This window comes from Actinoplanes ianthinogenes (genome assembly GCF_018324205.1).
Lineage (GTDB): Bacteria > Actinomycetota > Actinomycetes > Mycobacteriales > Micromonosporaceae > Actinoplanes > Actinoplanes ianthinogenes.
Genome location: NZ_AP023356.1, coordinates 1,605,189 through 1,621,121, shown reverse-complemented (window position 1 = coordinate 1,621,121; position 15,933 = coordinate 1,605,189). Strand labels below are relative to the sequence as shown.

Sequence of the window (15,933 nt, the reverse complement as noted above, 5' to 3'; positions counted from 1 at the left end):
GCGACCGGACATCATCCCGACGAGGTGACCTAGTTGTGGGCGTGCGTGCTCGAGGTGGTGGCGGTGAACTCGGCGAGGTGCACCCTGCCGGCGTGCTGGAACTCCAGGAAGAGCCGGTAGACCCCGCCGGACGGGACGCGCGCGTCGAACGTGACGTCCGGACCGGCGACGGTGCCCTCCTGCGGATGCATGTGCTGGTAGGCGAGGTCGCCCTGGCGCAGGGCGATCAGGTGGGCGTAGGACCCGAGGTAGGGCTCCAGGGTGACCGGCTGCCCACCCTTGCTGACCGAGACGGTCATCCAGGACGCGGTGCCGGCCTGCGGCTCGCCGGCGCGGGTCACGGTGTAGCCGTCCACTGTCGTCTCCCAGGTGGGTTTCGGCAGGTCGACGGGCTGGTAATCACCGGCGGCCGGCAGGTCCGCCCCGAGCACGTAGGTGTCGCTGCGGGCGCGCGGGACGAAGTCGGCGACCATCCGGTACTGCCCCGGTGGGCCCGGCGTGAGGCTCGCCGACCACGTCCCGTCGGCGGCCATGGTGGGGCGCGGGTGCTGGAAGCCGGTGAGGTCGCGGCGCACCACGACCAGGTGCAGGTCACCGGTGAACTGGGTGACCGGTTTGCTGTCCGGCCCGACGATCCGGAACACCAGGGTCTGCGGCCGTCCCGGGGTGAGCCTGCCGGTCACCGGGCTCAGCGTGTAACCACCCTGGGTGATCTGCAGCCCGCCGGGGACCTGACCGGCCTCGTGCCCGGCGTGAGCGTCCGCCGACGGACGCGCCTCGGGCGCCGGCTTCCTCTGCGACCCGAAGAGGTAGCCGACGCCCAAGAAGACGATCAACCCCAATGCGTACGCCGTCAGCCGCATCGAAGTCCTCATGGCCCGATTGTCACCGCCCGGGCGCGCTCCCCACCAGGACGGGTTCCGTCCGCTCCACTTCGGAGGAGGTCTCCGGGGCGGCCGCCGGCTTGCGGCGCCGGGTCGCGGTCAGGATCAGGTGCACGGCGACGCCGCTGACCAGGCCCCAGAACGCCGCGCCGACGTGCGCCACGGTCAGCCCGGACGCGGTCGCCGCCAGCGTGATCAGCGCACCCTCCCGGGCCGGCACGTCCTCCATCGCCCCGGCCAGGCCGCCGAGCAGCGCGCCCAGCAGGGCAACCCCGGCCACCGCGGCGACCAGCGGCTTGGGCAGCGCGGTGAAGACCTGCACCAGCCCGGTGCCGAGGAACCCGCAGATCAGGTAGAACACGCCGCAGGCGGCGCCGGCGACGTAGCGGCGGCGCGGGTTCGGGTGGGCCTCCTCGCCGGTGCAGATGGCCGCGGTGATCGCCGCCAGGTTGATGGCGTGGCTGCCGAACGGCGCGAGCAGCACCGAGGTCAGGCCGGTGCCGGTGAGCAGCAGCCGGTCGTTCGGGACGTACCCGCTGCCGCGCAGCACGGCCAGGCCGGGCGCGTTCTGCGAGGCCATCGTCACCACGAGCAGCGGCAGGCCGATGCTGAACAGCGCCGAGACGTTGAAGGTCGGCATGGTCGCCTGGGGCAGCCCGATCCCCAGGTGCAGGCCACCGAGGTGCAGGTCGCCCTGGACAGCGGCGACCGCGGCACCGGACGCGAGGGCGATCAGCACGGCGTAGCGGGGGAACTTGCGGCGGCCGACGAAGTAGCCGGCCAGCACGGTCACCACGACTGCCGGGGCGTGCGGCAACTCCTGGAACGCGGCGAGCGCGAACGGCAGCAGGATGCCGGCCAGCATGGCCGAGACGATCCCCTTCGGCACCCGGGCCAGGATCTTGCCGAACAGGCCGGAGAAGCCGAGGATCGTCATCCCGACGGCGGCGAACAGGAACGCGCCGATCGCGTCGGAGTACTTGTAGGCGCCGAGCGAGCCGACCAGCAGCGCCGCGCCCGGCGTGGACCACGCGGTGATCACCGGCTGCTTGCTGATCAGGCTGAGCACCAGGCAGGTGAGCCCGCTGCCGATCGAGATCGCCCACACCCAGGACGTGGTCTGCGCCTCGGTCAGCCCGGACGCGCGGGCCGCGGCGAGCACCACCACGAACGGCCCGGAATAGGAGACCAGCACCGCGATCAGCCCGGCCACCACCGCCGAGATCGAGAAGTCCTTGCGCATTTTCAGACCGCCTTGCTTCCGTACGCGATTGCCTGCTCCAGATCGGCGATCAACTCGCCGGTGTCCTCCAGCCCGACGGAGAGCCGGACCATGTTCTCCGGCGACCGGCTGCCCGGCCCCTCGAAGGTGAACCGGTGCTCGATCAGGCTGGCCGTGCCGCCCAGCGAGGTGGCCGGCAGGAACAGCTCGGTGGCCTTCGCCGTCTCCAGCGCGGCGCCGCCCTTGGCCCTCAGGAAGACCGACATCATCCCGCTGAACCCGCCGGACATCTGCTTGGCCGCCACCCGGTGCCCGGGGTCGGAGGCCAGTCCGGGGTAGGCGACCCGCTCCACCAGCGGGTGCTCGCTGAAGTAGGTGGCGATTTCCATGGCCGAGCGGGACACGGCCGGCATCCGTACGGTCAGCGTCCGCATCCCGCGCTGCAACAGGTACGCCTCCAGGGTGCCCGGGATCTGCCCGGCGAGCCGGCGCTGCTCCTTGAGCCGCTCCCACAGCTCCGGCACCGAGCCGTCGGTGACCAGCCCGCCGGCCATCACGTCGTCGTGCCCGTTGAGGTACTTGGTGGCCGAGTGCATGACGATCGAGGCGCCCAGCAGCAGCGGGTTGGTGTGTACCGGGGTGGCCACGGTGTTGTCCACCGCGAGCAACGCCCCGGCCTGCCTGGCCAGCTGCGCGACGGCGGCCACGTCGGTGACCTTCCAGGTGGGATTGGCCGGCGTCTCCACCCAGACCAGCGCGGTCGGCGCGGCCCGCAGCGCGGCCCGGACCGCGTCCAGGTCGTCCATCGGCACCTCGACCACGGTCAGGCCCTGGTCGGCGCCGAAGGTGCGCAGCCACTTGGTCAGCCCGAAGTACTTGACCTCGGGGACCACCACCCGGGAGCCGGACGGCAGGGCCTGGAACACCGCCGTGATGGCGGCCATCCCGGACGACATCAGCAGCGCCTCGGTGCCGTGCTCCAGGTGCGTGAGCAGCTCCTCCACCTGCTCGAACGCGGGACTGCCCTGGTCCCGCTGGTACGCCATCGGCGTCGGCAGCGCATAGTCGCGGTCCCGCACGTAGGTGACGCCGACCGAGACCGCCGGTGGGTACGCGCCGGTGTCGCGGGCGCGCCGCCCCAGCGCCTGGGCCACCGCGGTGGCGGCGGAGACGGGTGCGGCTGTGGCCGTGCTCATGCTGTCTGCTCCTCGAAGTCGGCGAAGTCGATGTCTGGGAAGTCGATGTCTGGGAGGTCGAGGTCGAACCGCGGCGCCAGGGCCCGGTCCAGGTCGGTGAGGGCCCGGGACCACGCCCCGGGCGACGGGACGTAGTGGTTGTAGTAGCTGGCGCCCTCGGCGGGCGGGCCGAAGACGGCGATCGGGGTGACCTGCCCGCCGGCCGTACGCACCCGGCCGTCCCGGTCCAGCGGCAGCTCCCCGGGCAGCCGGCCGGGCGCCGCCCAGGACCGGATCGAGGCGGTGACCGGATCCCGGTCCTCGCCGGCCGACGGCCAGGACAGGTGTGCCGCGACGACGGCGTCGACGGACCGGGTGACCGGCTCCTTCAGGGCGGTCGAGCGCAGCTCCCAGCCGGCGCCGGCGGGCGCCAGGTCCGGGGCCGGTCCGAGCCCGACGTCCAGGACGCCGGCGTCGACCAGGGCGAGCAGCTCGGCGATGCGCTGGAGGGGCGGGCCGATCACCGTACGGTTGACCGTCGCGCTGAGCGCACCGAAGAAGTCCCGGTGCCCCTGCTCGGTCAGCCCGCCGTCGGCGATCCGGCGCAGCGTCTCCCGGTGGTCGCGGAGCACCTCCAGCCGGTCCTTGAGCGTGCTCGCGCCCAGCCCGCGCTCCGCCTCGGCGAGGTCGTACCGGGTCTGGGCCAGCACCTGCTCGCGCCACTCGGCGACGGTCTTCCAGGTCTCCGACGCGCCGAACAGCCGGTTGACCAGCAGCCGGCCCGGCTCGTCCAGCCCGGCCTCCAGGTCGGCGCGCAGCAGCGGCTCGACGTCGTCCCAGTAGCTGAGCCGGCCGTCCGCGGCGCGCTCCCGCAGCCGGTCGATCGCCTCCGCGGTGAACGCGCTGACCGTGCTCGGCGCCCGGTCACGGGTCAGCCGGGGCCGGGCCGCGGGCAGCCAGCCGCTGCGGTTGACCAGGACGATCGCCGGCTCGTCGCCGGACGGCAGGTAGCGGTGGCCGTCCGCGGTCACCTCGTGGCGCCCGCCGCGGCCGACGGTCAGCGTGGCGATCACGTCCATCGCGGTCAGCCCGGTGCCGATGACCGCGACCGTCTTCCCGGCCGCGATCCCGGCGACACCGGCCGGCAGCGGGTACGCCCGAGCCACCGGCGACCCGGCCCCGCCCGACGCGGGCAGCCCGTGCCCGGTGGTGACCACGGCCAGGTCGGCGTGGAGCGTGCCGCCGCCGGCCAGCTCGACGACGGCGTGGCCGCCGGCCGGCCGGACCGCTGCCGCGACCTCCCGCCGGACGTCGATCCGCAGGTTGCCGGGCGCCCGGCCGAGCAGCTCACCGGCCGCCCAGGCCAGGTAGTCGCCAAGCAGGCGGCGGGGCAGGAAGTCGTCGTACCGGACGCCGCGGCGGCCGGCGTGGCTGGGCACGGTCACCCCGCGCTCGCGGCACCAGCGGAACAGGTCCGGGCCGGTGGTGACCGGGGCGCCGGGCACCATGGTCGCGTCGGAGAAGATGGTCAGCTGCCCGGCCACGGTGTTCAGCAGCAGGTATTCCGGCTGGTCCCGGTCGTGCAGGCCGACGCCGAGCTCGCCCGGCTCCACGACGGTCAGCGCGACGGGCCGGTCCGGGTGCGCGGTGGCGTACGAGATGACCCGTTCCACCGCGGACAGGCCACGCGGCCCGCAGCCGATCACCGCGATCCTCACCATCGGCTCGTCTCCCCGAAGAACTCCGGGACCGCCACGGTGGCGTTCTGGCGCTGGGCCTGGTCGAGGACGTACCGGCCGACCGCGAGGTCGAGGACGCCGAGCCCGAACGGGGACACCAGCACGCCGCGGTCCGGGTCCGGGCGGTGCACGCCGCGGACGAACTCGGCGATCGTGCCGGTGACGAAGTCCCGGTTCCCGGTGCGCTGCTCGGCCAGGTGCGGCGAGGTGTTCGCCTTCATGCAGTGCTCCACGTCGTCGAGCACGTTGGTCGCGCCGAGCACCACCTCGGGGGTGAAGTCGCGCAGCGAGACGTTGAGGGCCAGCTGACCGGGGCGCAGCGGCCGATCGATGTACGGCTCCAGCGCGGTCGTCGCGGTCACCACGGTCTGGCAGTCGAGCACCGCGGCCAGGTCGCCGTGCCGGGCCCGCAGACCCAGCTCGTCGGCGAACTCGACGAGCCGCGCGGCCGAGGCGGTGTCCAGGTCGTGCACCACCACGTCCCCGCAGGGATAGCCGGTCAGGTGCAGGAAGCGCAGGATGGTCCGGGCGATGACGCCGGCCCCGACGATGCCCACCTGCCCGGACGGCGGCAGGTGCCGGGCCACCGCGCGGGCCGCGACGGCGGCCGAGGCGGCGGTCCGGGCAGCGCTGATCCCGGCCGCCTCCAGGCAGGCGATCGGATAGCCGGTGGCCAGGTCGTTGAGGATCAGCACGGCCGAGGCGCGGGGGAGGCCGGCGGACACGTTGCCGGGGAAGCTGGCGATCCACTTGATCCCGGCCAGCTCGCCGCCGGGCAGGTCACCGGCGGCCGGCAGGGCGATGATCCGCGAGTCGGGGCGGTCCGGAAAGCGCAGGAAGTAGCTGTCCGGGTTGACCGTGCGGCCGGCGTCGTGCCGTAGGTAGACGTCCTCGACCAGGTCGACCAGGGCGGGCGCCGAACTGTCCAGGATGTCCTTCACCACCTTGCCGGGCACCACGTCAAACGAGAACATCCGCTGCCTCCTTCGGGGCGCCGGCCAGGCCTCGGGCGGCTACCCATGCGTCGTCGTAGATGGTGGACAGGTACCGCTCCCCGAGATCGGGCGAGATGGCGACGACGGTGGCGCGAGCGGGAATGATCGGGGCGAGTCGGCGGACGGCGGCCAGCACGGTCCCGGTCGACCCGCCGGCCAGCAGACCGGTGGTGCGGGCCAGGAGCCGGCACTCGGCCACCGTCGCCTCCTCCGGGATGTGGATGACGTCGTCCGGGGCGCAGACGTCGACCAGCTCGGGGCGGCGGCTGGCGCCGAGTCCCGGCACGTGCCGCGGCGCCGGGGTGGCGCCGAAGGTGACCGAGCCGGCCGCGTCCACCGCGACGATCCGGGTGTGCGGGCTGTACCGGCGGAACGCGTCGACGCAGCCCATCAGGGTGCCGCCGGTTCCGGTGCCGGCGAACAGGTAGTCCACCCGGCGGAACGTGCCGAGGATCTCCGGTGCGGTGTACGTGGCGTGCGCGGCCGGGTTGGCCGGGTTGGCGTACTGGTTGAGCCAGAGCGTGCCCTGCTCGGCGGCCACCCGGGCCTGGATGTAGGCGATCCGCGAGCCCAGGAAGCCGCCGTTGGCGTCCCGCTCCCGGATCACCACCACCTCGGCGCCGAGCGACCGCATCGTGGTGATCGCCGGCTGGTTGGTGTTCGGGTCGACCACCAGCGTGAGCGGGTAACCCTTGGCGGCGCAGACCATGGCCAGCGCGACCCCGAGGTTGCCGGAGGTCGACTCGATGAGCCGGGTGGTGACCTGCCCCGGCCGCAGGTATCCGTCCCGCTCGGCGGCGGCCACCATGCTGCGCGCGGCCTTGAACTTGATGCTGCCCGCCGGGTTGAGCCCCTCCAGTTTCAGGTAGAGCCGGTGGAGCCCCTCGAACTCGTGAATGTGCAGGAATTGCGGGGCGGAAAGAAGGTCGGAAATGTGCTCGGCAATCAAGAGTCGGCCCCCCGGATTGACGCTCTGGAATGTGATCTGCTGCTAAGAATGCAAGCAGCCGCCGTGTCGTCCGGACAAGGACGATCGGCTATGAGCACAGCCACTGGGGTCAGGCAGGGGTTTCGTTCAGGGGGTCGGGGTCATGGTGTCCGCCCAGTTCACGGGATCATCCGTGATTATCGAGCGAAGATTGCGTTGTCGGCGGTCCCATTAATTGCCGATGCCAACACTCTAAAACGGTGTTCCAGCGCGCGCCAGGGGTAGCCGGATCGGTTACGGGTCCCGAGCCGCCGGTACGGGTCGCTCGGGGGATGCCCTCCAAAAATCAGCACTCCTAGTGCATGATCTTTGGCATGACGACGTTCCGGTCCGGTGACGGTGTGGAGATCTACTACGAACGGTGGGAGCGCGAGTCCGCGCTGCCGCCGGTGCTGCTGCACCACGGCTTCATCGCGGACGGGCGCACCAACTGGGTGCTGCCCGGCGTGGTCGCCGCCCTCACCGACGCCGGCCGCCGGGTGGTGACGATCGACGCGCGCGGCCACGGCCGCTCCGGCAAACCGCACGACCCCGCGCTGTACGGGGAGTCCCGGATGGCCGGCGACGTGATCGAGCTGCTCGACCTGCTCGGCATCACCAAGGTCGACCTGGTCGGCTACTCGATGGGCGCGATCGTCGCGCTGCTCACCGCGACCCGCGACACCCGGGTCCGTCGGCTCGTGGTCGGCGGGGTGGGCGCCGGCGTGGTCGAGGTGGGCGGCCTGGACACCCGGGTGATCGGCGGCGAGCCGCTGCTGCACGCGCTGCGGGCCGAGGATCCGGCCACCGTCACCGACCCGGCCGCGGCCGGCTTCCGGGCGTTCGTCGAGGCGGTCGGCGGCGACCGCCTGGCCCTGGCCGCGCAGGCCACCGCGGTGCACGCGGCGCCGATCCCGCTGGACACGATCACGGTGCCGACCCTGGTCATCGCCGGGGACGCGGATCCGCTGGCGACCCGCCCGGCGGTGCTGGCCGACGCGATCCCGGGTGCGGTGCTGCGGACCGTGCCCGGCGACCACATGACCGCGCTGCGGGACCCGGGCTTCATCCCGGCGCTGACCGGGTTCCTGGCCGGCTGATCCCGGCTCGCACCATTCCTCAAGCTATAACGCGATTTAGCCTGCTGAACCAGGGTCAAAGACCTATATCTTTCGCTGCCCGGGGCGCGCATGCTGCTGGCAGGGCAAGAGTTGGATGAAGGAGGCGACGTGATGTTGCTGAAGAAGGGTCCTTCCCCGCAGACCGCGACCAACAAGTCCGCCGGAGCCACCTCCGGACGGCTCCGGGAGACCGCGCCCCCGCCCGCCTTCGCGCCGAGCCGCGCCTATCCGCCGCTCACCTGGAGCAGGCCGAGCGTGGCCCGGTCCTTCGCGGACGGCCTCGGCGTGATCAGCCGGGCCATGGGCGCGGCGGTTCTGCTGGTCGCGACGCTGGTCGGGATCGGGCTGGTCATCGCGCTGCTGATGACGACGGTCGTGCGCGCCCTCGGCGTCGACGCCTCGTCGGGCTACTGAGGACCGGCGCGGAGCGCGGCGGCCGCCGAGTCGAACAGATCCTCCAGGGGCACGGACCCGTTCGCCCGGGTCCAGGCCTCGCCCGCCACGTCCAGGCAGGTGATCGCGCAGGCGACGAGCGCCTCCGCGCGTACGTCCAAGGGGTTTTCCGGATCGGCCTTGAGCCGGCGCCGCAGCTCCGGAACCAGCGACGCCTGCCACCGGAGGTGTTTCTCGATGTGCCGGGCGCGCAGCGACGGCGTCTCATACATCATCCGGGACACCTTGAGCATGGTGTCCGCGTCGTACGTCACGTCCTTGATCGCGTGGAACGCGTTCCGCAGCGCGGTCCAGGCGTCCTCGCCCTCCGGGCGCTCCGCGAGGGCGCGGGCCGCCAGCTCGCCCTGAGCGGCCAGATCGCCCAGCACGATGTCCTCCTTCGTCCCGAAATAGCGGAAGAAGGACCGCCGCGAGATGCCGGCCGCCTTGGCGATGTCGTCGATCGTGGTCGCCTCGAACCCGCGCGTCAGGAACAGCTCCATGGCGGTGCGCGCGATCTCGTCGTAGACCGCCTGGCGGGTGCGGTTCCAGAGGGTCTGCTCGGGCATGCCGCCACTTTAACAGGCGATGACTGCTTGGCACTCGGTGCCAGATAGGCATAGCATGCACGGCATGAGTGCAGTCGATTACCGAAGCCAGACCGTCCTGATCACCGGTGCGAGCGCCGGGCTGGGCGCCGAGTTCGCCCGCAAGCTCGCCGCCCGCGGGGCGAACCTGGTGCTGGTCGCCCGCCGTGCCGACCGTCTGGCGGACCTGAAGGCCGAGCTGGCCGGGACCGGCGTCACGGTCACCACCATCGCCATGGACCTCGCCGTCCCGGACGCGGGCCCGCGTCTGCGCGCGGCCGTCGCCGGGGAGAGGGTCACCAGTCTGATCAACAACGCCGGCTTCGGCACCAACCGGCCGTTCCACGAGGAGGACCCGGACCGGGTGCTCGACGAGATCACCCTCAACGTGACCAGCCTGGTCGGCATCACCCGGGCGTTCATCGACGAGCTGCGCGCCGGCGACGGCTTCCTGATCAACCTGGCCAGCGTGGCCGCCTATCAGCCCAATCCGCGGATGGCCGTCTACGGCGCGACCAAGGCGTTCGTGCTCAGCTTCACCGAGGCGCTCTGGTTCGAGTCCCGGAACACCGGCTTGCGCGTCCTCGCCGTCTCGCCGGGCGCCACCGAGACCGAGTTCTTCGAGGTCGCCGGCCAGGGCGCGGACGGCGGCACCCGGCGGATGCGGGCCGATCAGGTGGTCGACGCCGCGCTGCGCTCCCTCGACCGGCGCAACCCGCCGCCCAGCGTGGTCACCGGCGGGCTGAACCGGGTGATGACCGGCGCGGGCCGCCTGGTCACCCGCCGGTTCCTGGCCCGGGTGGTCGGCACCCTGATGGACCGGTCTGCGGCATCGCTCAGCTCCCCGGTGTGACGTGCGCCCGGCCCCGCCGGGCCGGGCCGCCCCGGTGGGTCAGGCCCACTCGGACTCTGCCACCGGCGGCGTCCCGTGGGTGTGGAAGGTCTCGATGGTCCGCAGACCCCAGGCCTGGCCCTTGGCGCGTTCCGCCTCGGTCCAGGTGACCACCTCGTGGTCCGGTGCGAGCAGCAGCCGGGCGCCGGCGTTGCACAGCTCGATCCGGTTGCCGCCGGGCTCGTAGACGTAGAGGAAGAACGTCTGCTGGATGGCGTGCTTGTGCGGGCCGGTCTCGATGTGGACGCCGGCTTCCAGGAACACGTCGGCGGCCCGCAGGATGTCCTCGCGCGTGTCGGTGGCGAACGCGATGTGGTGCAATCGCCCCGTCGAGCCGGTCCAGTCCCGGGTGTAGACCACGTCGTACGACTTGTCGCCGAAGGTGTACCAGACCGCGGCCTTGGTGCCGTCGTCCAGGACGATCTGCTCGCTGGGCCGGGCGCTCAGCGTCTCGCCGGCGAACGTCTCGTTCTCCGGCACGTCCCGCGCCAGGAAGTTGACGTGGTCGAGGCGGCGCACGTTCGCACCCCGGCCGGGGAAGCGCGCGGCCTGGTTCTTCAGTGACGGCCGCGTCTCGTCCGAGGCGACGTATCGCCGGGTCTCCCAGTAGACCCCGAACCGGTGCCCGTCCGGATCGGTGAAGTGGTAGACCGGCCCGTACGCCGGCTCGTCCCCGCTCCAGCCCTCGCCGCACCCGGACCTCTCGATCTCGGCGACCCGGCGCTCCAGGGCCTCCGGACTGCGGGCCCGCAGCCAGCTCCGGCCGATCCCGGACGTCGGGGCGGCGGTCACCTTGACCGAGAACCTCTCGTAGTCGTCCCAGGTGTGCAGGTAGACGCTGTCGCCGCGGCGGTCCACCACCTCCATCGCCATCTGGTCGGTGAAGAACCGCACGGTGTCGTCCAGGACCGGGGTGTAGAGCTCGACCGCCGAGACGTGGGCGATGTCGCGGGCGCGTTCAGCCATTTCTGTCCTCGCGGGGGTGGACCTGCCCCTCCAGGAGCAGGCGAGCGGTGCTCACGACGGCGGCGCGGCCGACCGTGATCTCGTCGCCGGCCGTGCCGACGTCGACGACCACGTCGGAGAAGCCGGTGGGGTGTTCCAGGCGGATCGTCTCCGGGGTGCCGGCCAGCGCGGCGACGCTGCCCGGGATGGCCGCGGCCGTCCCGACGCTCACCGCGGCGAGCACCCCGATCGAGGCGTGCACCCGGTGCGGGATGAACATCCGGGTGCTCAGCGTGCCGCCGTGCGCCGGCGGGGCGAGCAGGCACATCTTCGGCACCGTGGTGGCGGAGACGTCACCGAGGCCCATCAGCCTGCCGGCGATCAGCCGCAGCTCCTCGACCCGGTGGCGCAGGCGGGCGTTCGCCTCCAGCTGGGCCGGGCTCTCGTAGCCGGAGACGCCCAGATCGCCGGCGTTCATCAGGACGACCGGCATGCCGTTGTCGATCAGGGTGGCCGGGACGCCGCCGAGGTCGTCGCGGACCCGGCCGGTCGGCAGCAGGCCGGCGGCGACCGACCCCGCGGTGTCCCGGAACTCCACCTCGATCCGGGCGGCGGTGCCCGGGACGCCGCTGAGCGCGGTGTCCCCGGTGTACTCGACGCGGCCGCCGGGGGTGGGCACGGTGACGACCGCCAGGGCGCCGGTGTTGACCATGTGGACGCGCACGCTGGTCCGCGGGCCCGTGGCCGCGACCAGGCCGCGCTCGATTGCGAACGGTCCGACGCCGGCCAGGATGTTGCCGCAGGGCTGCTCGGCGCTGACCACAGGCTTGTCCACCTGCACCTGGAGGAACAGGTAGTCGACGTCGGCGTCCGGGTGCCCGGAGCGGCTGACCACGGCGACCTTGCTGGTCAGCGGATGGCCGCCGCCGATCCCGTCGATCTGCCGCGGGTCCGGCGAACCCATGATCGCCAGCAGCAGCCGGTCCCGCCCGGCCGGGTCGGCCGGCAGGTCCTCGGCGCGGAAGTACGCCCCCTTGGACGTCCCGCCGCGCATCAGCAGCACCGGAACCGGGGCGGTCATCGGTACTCCACGCCGAGCTGTTCGAGCAGCGGCCGCAGGTGGTACATGTCGACACCCAGCTCGCCGGCGGCCAGCCTGTCCCGTTTCGCCGCCTCGTTCGCGGTCCGCTTCCGCGCCGCTTCGAGGGTCGCGCCCACCCGGTCGCGGGGAACGACGACGATCCCGTCGTCGTCGGCCACCACCGCGTCGCCCGGGTTGATCGGCTGTCCGCCGGCCACCACCGGGACGTTCACCGAGCCGGGGCTGGCCTTCACGGTGCCCTGCGGGCTGATCGCCCGCGCCCAGACCGGGAAGCCCATCTCCCGCAGCTCGGCCACGTCCCGCACGCCGGCGTCGAGGATCACCCCGACCGCACCGTGAGCGGCCAGTGAGGTGGCGAGCAACTCGCCGAGCATGCCGTCGGTGGACGGTGAGGTGGTCGTGACGACCACGATGTCGCCGGGCCGGACGGTCTCCACCGCGGCGTGGATCATCAGGTTGTCGCCGGGGTGGCAGGAGACGGTCACCGCCGAGCCGGCGATCCGGGCGCCGCTCTGGATCGGCCGCACGAGCGGGTCGAGCGCGCCGCGCCGCCCGTCCGCCTCGTGCACCGTGGAGACGCCCTGCTCGGCGAGCCCCTGGAGGATCTCCGCGGGGACCCGGTCGACATGCTGGACGACGACGTGGCGACTCACGACAGCTCCCGGGTGACCTGCGGAAAGACGCGCATGTACGCCTCGGCCCGGCTCTCGTTCGGCAGGCCGAGGTTGGGCCCGGAGTTGCGGGCCGCCTGCAGGCCGCGCCGCGCGCCGAGCTCGGTGTAATACGCGTGCAGGTGCTGCTGCGCGGCGAGCACCCGCATCGCCTCGCGCTTGCGCTCCCACACCTCGGTGACGTCGAGCAGCACGTCCGGCACGAAGCCGCACTGCTCGGGCTGGTGCGGCTCGAAGCAGAAGACCGGCGGCGCGCCGATCACCTCGCCCGGCCCCTCGACGCCGGGCGCTTGGGCGAGCACCCGCGCCTTGAGCGCGATCTGGTGGGCGACGGCGTGGTCGCCGTTGTACGGGTCGGCCGGCGCGTGCGTGAGCACCACCGATGGCTGCACCTCGCGGTACAGGTCGATCAGGCCCTGCGCTAGCGCCGGGGTCTCGACCAAGGGGTAGTCACCGGCGTCGAAGAACCGGATCTCGGCGCCGAGCACCTCGGCGGCCTCCTCGGCCTCCTGCCGGCGGGCGGCCTTGACCTGGTCGAGGGTGTACCCCTTGCGCCACAGCGAGGCCGACTCGCCGCGCTCGCCGAAGCTCATGCAGCCGATCACCACGCGCCGGCCACGGGAGTTCGCCAGCGCGATCGCGCCCGCGGCACGCCACACGAAGTCGCCGGGGTGAGCGGTGAGTACCAGGGTGGCATCGGTCATTACAGCTCCCATCGCCTGCCGATAAAATCGTCAACAATCGTCATCCGCCCGACCTGTAAGGGGTCAGACTAGGCGTGACGACCGGGCGAAACAATTGTTGACAATCCTGTCGCCAAGCTGAAAACTCGCCCGCAGGAGGCGCTCTCATGATCTTCGCGGTACTGGGGCTGGGCGAGGCCGGCAGTCTGATCGCCGCCGACCTGGCGGCGGCCGGGGCAACGGTCCGGGGTTTCGACCCCCGGGTGGCGCCGCCGCCCGGCGTGATCGCGACCGGCGGTGACGCCGAGGCCTGCGCCGGGGCGGACATCGTGCTCAGCGTGAACAGCGCAACCGACGCCGCCGACGCGCTGCGCGCCTCGCTGCCGGCCTGCGGTCCGGACACCATCTGGGCGGACCTCAACACGGCCACCCCGGGGCTCAAAGAACTTTTGCGTACGCAAGCGGCCGGTGCCGTGGAGGTCGTCGACGTCGCGCTCATGTCCCCGGTGCCCGGCAACGGGCTCCGCACGCCGATGGCGATGTCCGGCCCCGCCGCCGGACGGCTCGCCACCGCCCTCGGCGCCCTGGGCGCCGACGTGGTGGTGCTGGACGGCCCGGTCGGCGCCGCCGCCACCCGCAAGCTGCTGCGCAGCGTCTTCTACAAGGGCATGGCCGCCGCCGTGGTCGAGGCCCTGACCGCGGCGAGGGCGGCCGGCCTGGAGGAGTGGCTGCGGGGCACCATCGCCGCCGAGCTGATCAGGGCGGACGCGGCCACCCTGGACCGGCTGGTCGACGGATCCCGCAAACACGCGCTGCGCCGCCGTGCGGAGATGGCCGCGGCCGCCGAACTACTCGGCGACCTGGGCGTCCCGCCACGGATCGCGACCGCGAGCCGGGACTGGCTCGCCGACCTGATCTGATCTTTTCCGGCCCGGCGAGCAACCTTTCCGGGCCGGCGGCACACCTCCCGGGCACATCCCCATCCCCGGAAGGTGAGCCACCTGATGAAACCCCGCGCGCGCAAGCTGCTGCTCGCCGGTGTCACCGGCGTCGTGGCCGTAGCGGCCAGTGTTTACGGCCTGACCACGGCGAACGCCGCCACATACCCCAACCCCGGCGTGGTCACCGGCTCGACGGCGGCGCACGACCCGACGATCGTCAAGAAGCCCGGTGGCGGATACATCCTGGCGACCACCGGCGACGGCATCACGCTGAAGACCTCGCCGGACCGGACGGCGTTCGCCGACGCGGGCAAGGCGTTCCCCACCGGGACGCCGTGGGCCGACGATTACACGGGTGGCAGCGCCACCCTGTGGGCGCCGGACATCTCGTACCGCGGCGGGAGGTACGTCATGTATTACGCCGCCTCCACGTTCGGCTCCAGCAAGTCGGCGATCTTCATGGCGGCCAGCGCCACCGGCGCGGCCGGCACCTGGACCAATTACGGCAAGGTCATCGAGTCGACCGCCACCAGTGGCTGGAACGCCATCGACCCGAACCTGACCGTCACGCCGTCGGGGGAGTGGTACCTGACCTTCGGCTCGTTCTGGTCCGGCATCAAGATGGTCAAGCTCAACCCGTCGACCGGCAAGCGCGCGGACAGCACGGTGCACACCATCGCCGAGCGGTTCGTGAACAGCAAGTCGGTCGAGGCGCCCTACATCTTCTACCGCAGCGGTTACTACTACCTCTTCATGGCCTTCGACCTCTGCTGCAAGGGCGCGTCCAGCACCTATCGCACGATGGTGGCCCGGTCGACGTCGATCACCGGCCCCTACCGGGACCGGGCCGGCACCGCGACCACGGCCGGCGGCGGCACCGAGATCCTGGCGTCGCACGACAAGATCTACGGCCCCGGTCACCCGGCCGTTTTCCCGGACTCCGACGCCGACGTGCTGGTCTACCACTACTACACCTCCTCGGGCGACGCCAGGCTCGGCATCAACCTGCTGTCCTGGAGCTCCTCGGGCTGGCCGACCGTCTACTGAGGGGTCACTCGATGAACTGGTAGTCGCGGGTGATGCGGCCGTCCGGGGCCAGGAGCAGGATCTCCAGGCCGGTGCCGGCCGCGTCACCACCGGCTCGCGGAACCATCTCCCAGCGGAACTTGACCACGTCGGCCAGCCGGTCGGCGTCGCCGAGGGCGCGGAACTCGAAGGTCCCCGGGGCGACGAACTCCTGATAGGCCCGGGTCACCCGGACCTCCAGCGCGGCGTGCCCGCGAGCCTCCAGGACCTGATCGTCGAAGCCCAGCGCGGCGGCGGCCGTGCGCATCTCCTCCGGCGGCTTGAGCACGTGGACGGCGTCGGCGGTCCAGAGATCACGGATGGCGGCCCGGCGGTGCTCGGGGTCGGGCTCACCCCACAGCGCGACATAGCGGTCGACGAGCTCCCGCAGGTCATCCGCGGCTTGCTTGGTGTCGGTCATGGCGACGACTGTCGCGCCGGTCGGGGAGGCGCGGCAATTCCCGGCAGGGAATCGCCGGGCCGCGCCGGAACCGGTACACCGGAACGATGCC

At 72.4% G+C, this 15,933-nt stretch carries 17 protein-coding genes; 5 read left to right on the top strand and 12 right to left on the bottom strand.

Features of this window, described 5'->3' with window-relative positions; genetic code table 11:
• Positions 1-29 precede the first annotated feature (29 nt).
• From Aiant_RS07395 to sbnA, 6 genes are read right to left on the bottom strand one after another with little or no spacing between them, the layout of a single operon-like run.
• Positions 30-875 carry a hypothetical protein gene (locus tag Aiant_RS07395; RefSeq protein WP_212846993.1) on the bottom strand — a complete coding sequence of 282 codons (846 nt, stop codon included), beginning with the start codon at positions 873-875 and terminating at the stop codon, positions 30-32.
• Positions 876-885: 10 nt separating this feature from the next.
• A complete protein-coding gene (locus Aiant_RS07390) occupies positions 886-2,127 on the bottom strand; it encodes a benzoate/H(+) symporter BenE family transporter (RefSeq protein ID WP_189332743.1) in 1,242 nt (413 codons plus the stop codon).
• 2 nt (positions 2,128-2,129) lie between these two features.
• Positions 2,130-3,302 carry a trans-sulfuration enzyme family protein gene (locus Aiant_RS07385; protein WP_189332744.1) on the bottom strand — a complete coding sequence of 391 codons (1,173 nt, stop codon included), beginning with the start codon at positions 3,300-3,302 and terminating at the stop codon, positions 2,130-2,132.
• A complete protein-coding gene (locus Aiant_RS07380; RefSeq protein WP_189332745.1) occupies positions 3,299-5,002 on the bottom strand; it encodes an FAD/NAD(P)-binding protein in 1,704 nt (567 codons plus the stop codon). Before Aiant_RS07380 ends, Aiant_RS07385 begins: the two co-directional genes overlap by 4 nt.
• Entirely contained in the window at positions 4,996-5,994 is a 999-nt protein-coding gene (sbnB, locus tag Aiant_RS07375) for a 2,3-diaminopropionate biosynthesis protein SbnB (RefSeq protein WP_189332746.1), read from the bottom strand. The genes Aiant_RS07380 and sbnB overlap by 7 nt, the downstream gene beginning before the upstream one ends.
• On the bottom strand, positions 5,981-6,964 hold the full coding sequence (gene sbnA, locus Aiant_RS07370; RefSeq protein WP_212846992.1) for a 2,3-diaminopropionate biosynthesis protein SbnA: 984 nt from the start codon (positions 6,962-6,964) through the stop codon (positions 5,981-5,983). The genes sbnB and sbnA overlap by 14 nt, the downstream gene beginning before the upstream one ends.
• A gap of 353 nt (positions 6,965-7,317) precedes the next feature.
• On the opposite strand from sbnA, the gene Aiant_RS07365 reads away from it, so the two are divergent.
• A complete protein-coding gene (locus Aiant_RS07365; protein WP_189332747.1) occupies positions 7,318-8,082 on the top strand; it encodes an alpha/beta fold hydrolase in 765 nt (254 codons plus the stop codon).
• Between the two features lie 129 nt (positions 8,083-8,211).
• Complete coding sequence (locus Aiant_RS07360) at positions 8,212-8,517, top strand: hypothetical protein (RefSeq protein ID WP_189332748.1); 306 nt, start codon at positions 8,212-8,214, stop codon at positions 8,515-8,517.
• Here the strand turns inward: Aiant_RS07360 and Aiant_RS07355 are convergent.
• The gene (locus tag Aiant_RS07355; protein WP_189332749.1) at positions 8,511-9,104 is read right to left on the bottom strand and encodes a TetR family transcriptional regulator; all 594 of its coding nucleotides are present in this window, start codon (positions 9,102-9,104) and stop codon (positions 8,511-8,513) included. The two genes, Aiant_RS07360 and Aiant_RS07355, sit on opposite strands and share 7 nt — an antisense overlap.
• Before the next feature lie 64 nt (positions 9,105-9,168).
• On the opposite strand from Aiant_RS07355, the gene Aiant_RS07350 reads away from it, so the two are divergent.
• The gene (locus Aiant_RS07350) at positions 9,169-9,975 is read left to right on the top strand and encodes an SDR family NAD(P)-dependent oxidoreductase (protein ID WP_189332750.1); all 807 of its coding nucleotides are present in this window, start codon (positions 9,169-9,171) and stop codon (positions 9,973-9,975) included.
• Positions 9,976-10,014: 39 nt separating this feature from the next.
• On the opposite strand, the gene Aiant_RS07345 is transcribed toward Aiant_RS07350, so the two are convergent.
• From Aiant_RS07345 to Aiant_RS07330, 4 genes are read right to left on the bottom strand one after another with little or no spacing between them, the layout of a single operon-like run.
• Positions 10,015-10,980 carry a VOC family protein gene (locus Aiant_RS07345; protein ID WP_189332751.1) on the bottom strand — a complete coding sequence of 322 codons (966 nt, stop codon included), beginning with the start codon at positions 10,978-10,980 and terminating at the stop codon, positions 10,015-10,017.
• A complete protein-coding gene (locus Aiant_RS07340; RefSeq protein WP_189332752.1) occupies positions 10,973-12,040 on the bottom strand; it encodes a 4-oxalomesaconate tautomerase in 1,068 nt (355 codons plus the stop codon). Before Aiant_RS07340 ends, Aiant_RS07345 begins: the two co-directional genes overlap by 8 nt.
• On the bottom strand, positions 12,037-12,714 hold the full coding sequence (locus Aiant_RS07335; protein ID WP_189332753.1) for a 4-carboxy-4-hydroxy-2-oxoadipate aldolase/oxaloacetate decarboxylase: 678 nt from the start codon (positions 12,712-12,714) through the stop codon (positions 12,037-12,039). Before Aiant_RS07335 ends, Aiant_RS07340 begins: the two co-directional genes overlap by 4 nt.
• Positions 12,711-13,436, bottom strand: coding sequence for a PIG-L deacetylase family protein (locus Aiant_RS07330; protein WP_189332754.1), 726 nt, complete (start codon positions 13,434-13,436; stop codon positions 12,711-12,713). Before Aiant_RS07330 ends, Aiant_RS07335 begins: the two co-directional genes overlap by 4 nt.
• A 146-nt stretch (positions 13,437-13,582) precedes the next feature.
• Here Aiant_RS07330 and Aiant_RS07325 point away from each other — a divergent pair, with 146 nt between their 5' ends.
• A complete protein-coding gene (locus Aiant_RS07325) occupies positions 13,583-14,335 on the top strand; it encodes a DUF1932 domain-containing protein (RefSeq protein WP_189332755.1) in 753 nt (250 codons plus the stop codon).
• Positions 14,336-14,419: 84 nt separating this feature from the next.
• Positions 14,420-15,403 carry an arabinan endo-1,5-alpha-L-arabinosidase gene (locus Aiant_RS07320; RefSeq protein ID WP_189332756.1) on the top strand — a complete coding sequence of 328 codons (984 nt, stop codon included), beginning with the start codon at positions 14,420-14,422 and terminating at the stop codon, positions 15,401-15,403.
• A gap of 4 nt (positions 15,404-15,407) precedes the next feature.
• Here the strand turns inward: Aiant_RS07320 and Aiant_RS07315 are convergent, their stop codons facing one another.
• On the bottom strand, positions 15,408-15,842 hold the full coding sequence (locus tag Aiant_RS07315) for a hypothetical protein (protein WP_189332757.1): 435 nt from the start codon (positions 15,840-15,842) through the stop codon (positions 15,408-15,410).
• Positions 15,843-15,933 lie beyond the last annotated feature (91 nt).

What these genes read in the sequence shown, in the direction of transcription:
- Aiant_RS07350 (WP_189332750.1), top strand. Translation starts at nt 9,169, where the DNA reads ATGAGTGCAGTCGATTACCGAAGCCAGACCGTCCTGATCACCGGTGCG.
- Aiant_RS07365 (WP_189332747.1), top strand. Translation starts at nt 7,318, where the DNA reads ATGACGACGTTCCGGTCCGGTGACGGTGTGGAGATCTACTACGAACGG.
- Aiant_RS07355 (WP_189332749.1), bottom strand. Translation starts at nt 9,104, where the DNA reads ATGCCCGAGCAGACCCTCTGGAACCGCACCCGCCAGGCGGTCTACGAC.
- Aiant_RS07320 (WP_189332756.1), top strand. Translation starts at nt 14,420, where the DNA reads ATGAAACCCCGCGCGCGCAAGCTGCTGCTCGCCGGTGTCACCGGCGTC.
- Aiant_RS07340 (WP_189332752.1), bottom strand. Translation starts at nt 12,040, where the DNA reads ATGACCGCCCCGGTTCCGGTGCTGCTGATGCGCGGCGGGACGTCCAAG.
- Aiant_RS07315 (WP_189332757.1), bottom strand. Translation starts at nt 15,842, where the DNA reads ATGACCGACACCAAGCAAGCCGCGGATGACCTGCGGGAGCTCGTCGAC.
- Aiant_RS07345 (WP_189332751.1), bottom strand. Translation starts at nt 10,980, where the DNA reads ATGGCTGAACGCGCCCGCGACATCGCCCACGTCTCGGCGGTCGAGCTC.
- Aiant_RS07385 (WP_189332744.1), bottom strand. Translation starts at nt 3,302, where the DNA reads ATGAGCACGGCCACAGCCGCACCCGTCTCCGCCGCCACCGCGGTGGCC.
- Aiant_RS07395 (WP_212846993.1), bottom strand. Translation starts at nt 875, where the DNA reads ATGAGGACTTCGATGCGGCTGACGGCGTACGCATTGGGGTTGATCGTC.
- Aiant_RS07330 (WP_189332754.1), bottom strand. Translation starts at nt 13,436, where the DNA reads ATGACCGATGCCACCCTGGTACTCACCGCTCACCCCGGCGACTTCGTG.
- sbnB (WP_189332746.1), bottom strand. Translation starts at nt 5,994, where the DNA reads ATGTTCTCGTTTGACGTGGTGCCCGGCAAGGTGGTGAAGGACATCCTG.
- Aiant_RS07325 (WP_189332755.1), top strand. Translation starts at nt 13,583, where the DNA reads ATGATCTTCGCGGTACTGGGGCTGGGCGAGGCCGGCAGTCTGATCGCC.
- Aiant_RS07390 (WP_189332743.1), bottom strand. Translation starts at nt 2,127, where the DNA reads ATGCGCAAGGACTTCTCGATCTCGGCGGTGGTGGCCGGGCTGATCGCG.
- Aiant_RS07380 (WP_189332745.1), bottom strand. Translation starts at nt 5,002, where the DNA reads ATGGTGAGGATCGCGGTGATCGGCTGCGGGCCGCGTGGCCTGTCCGCG.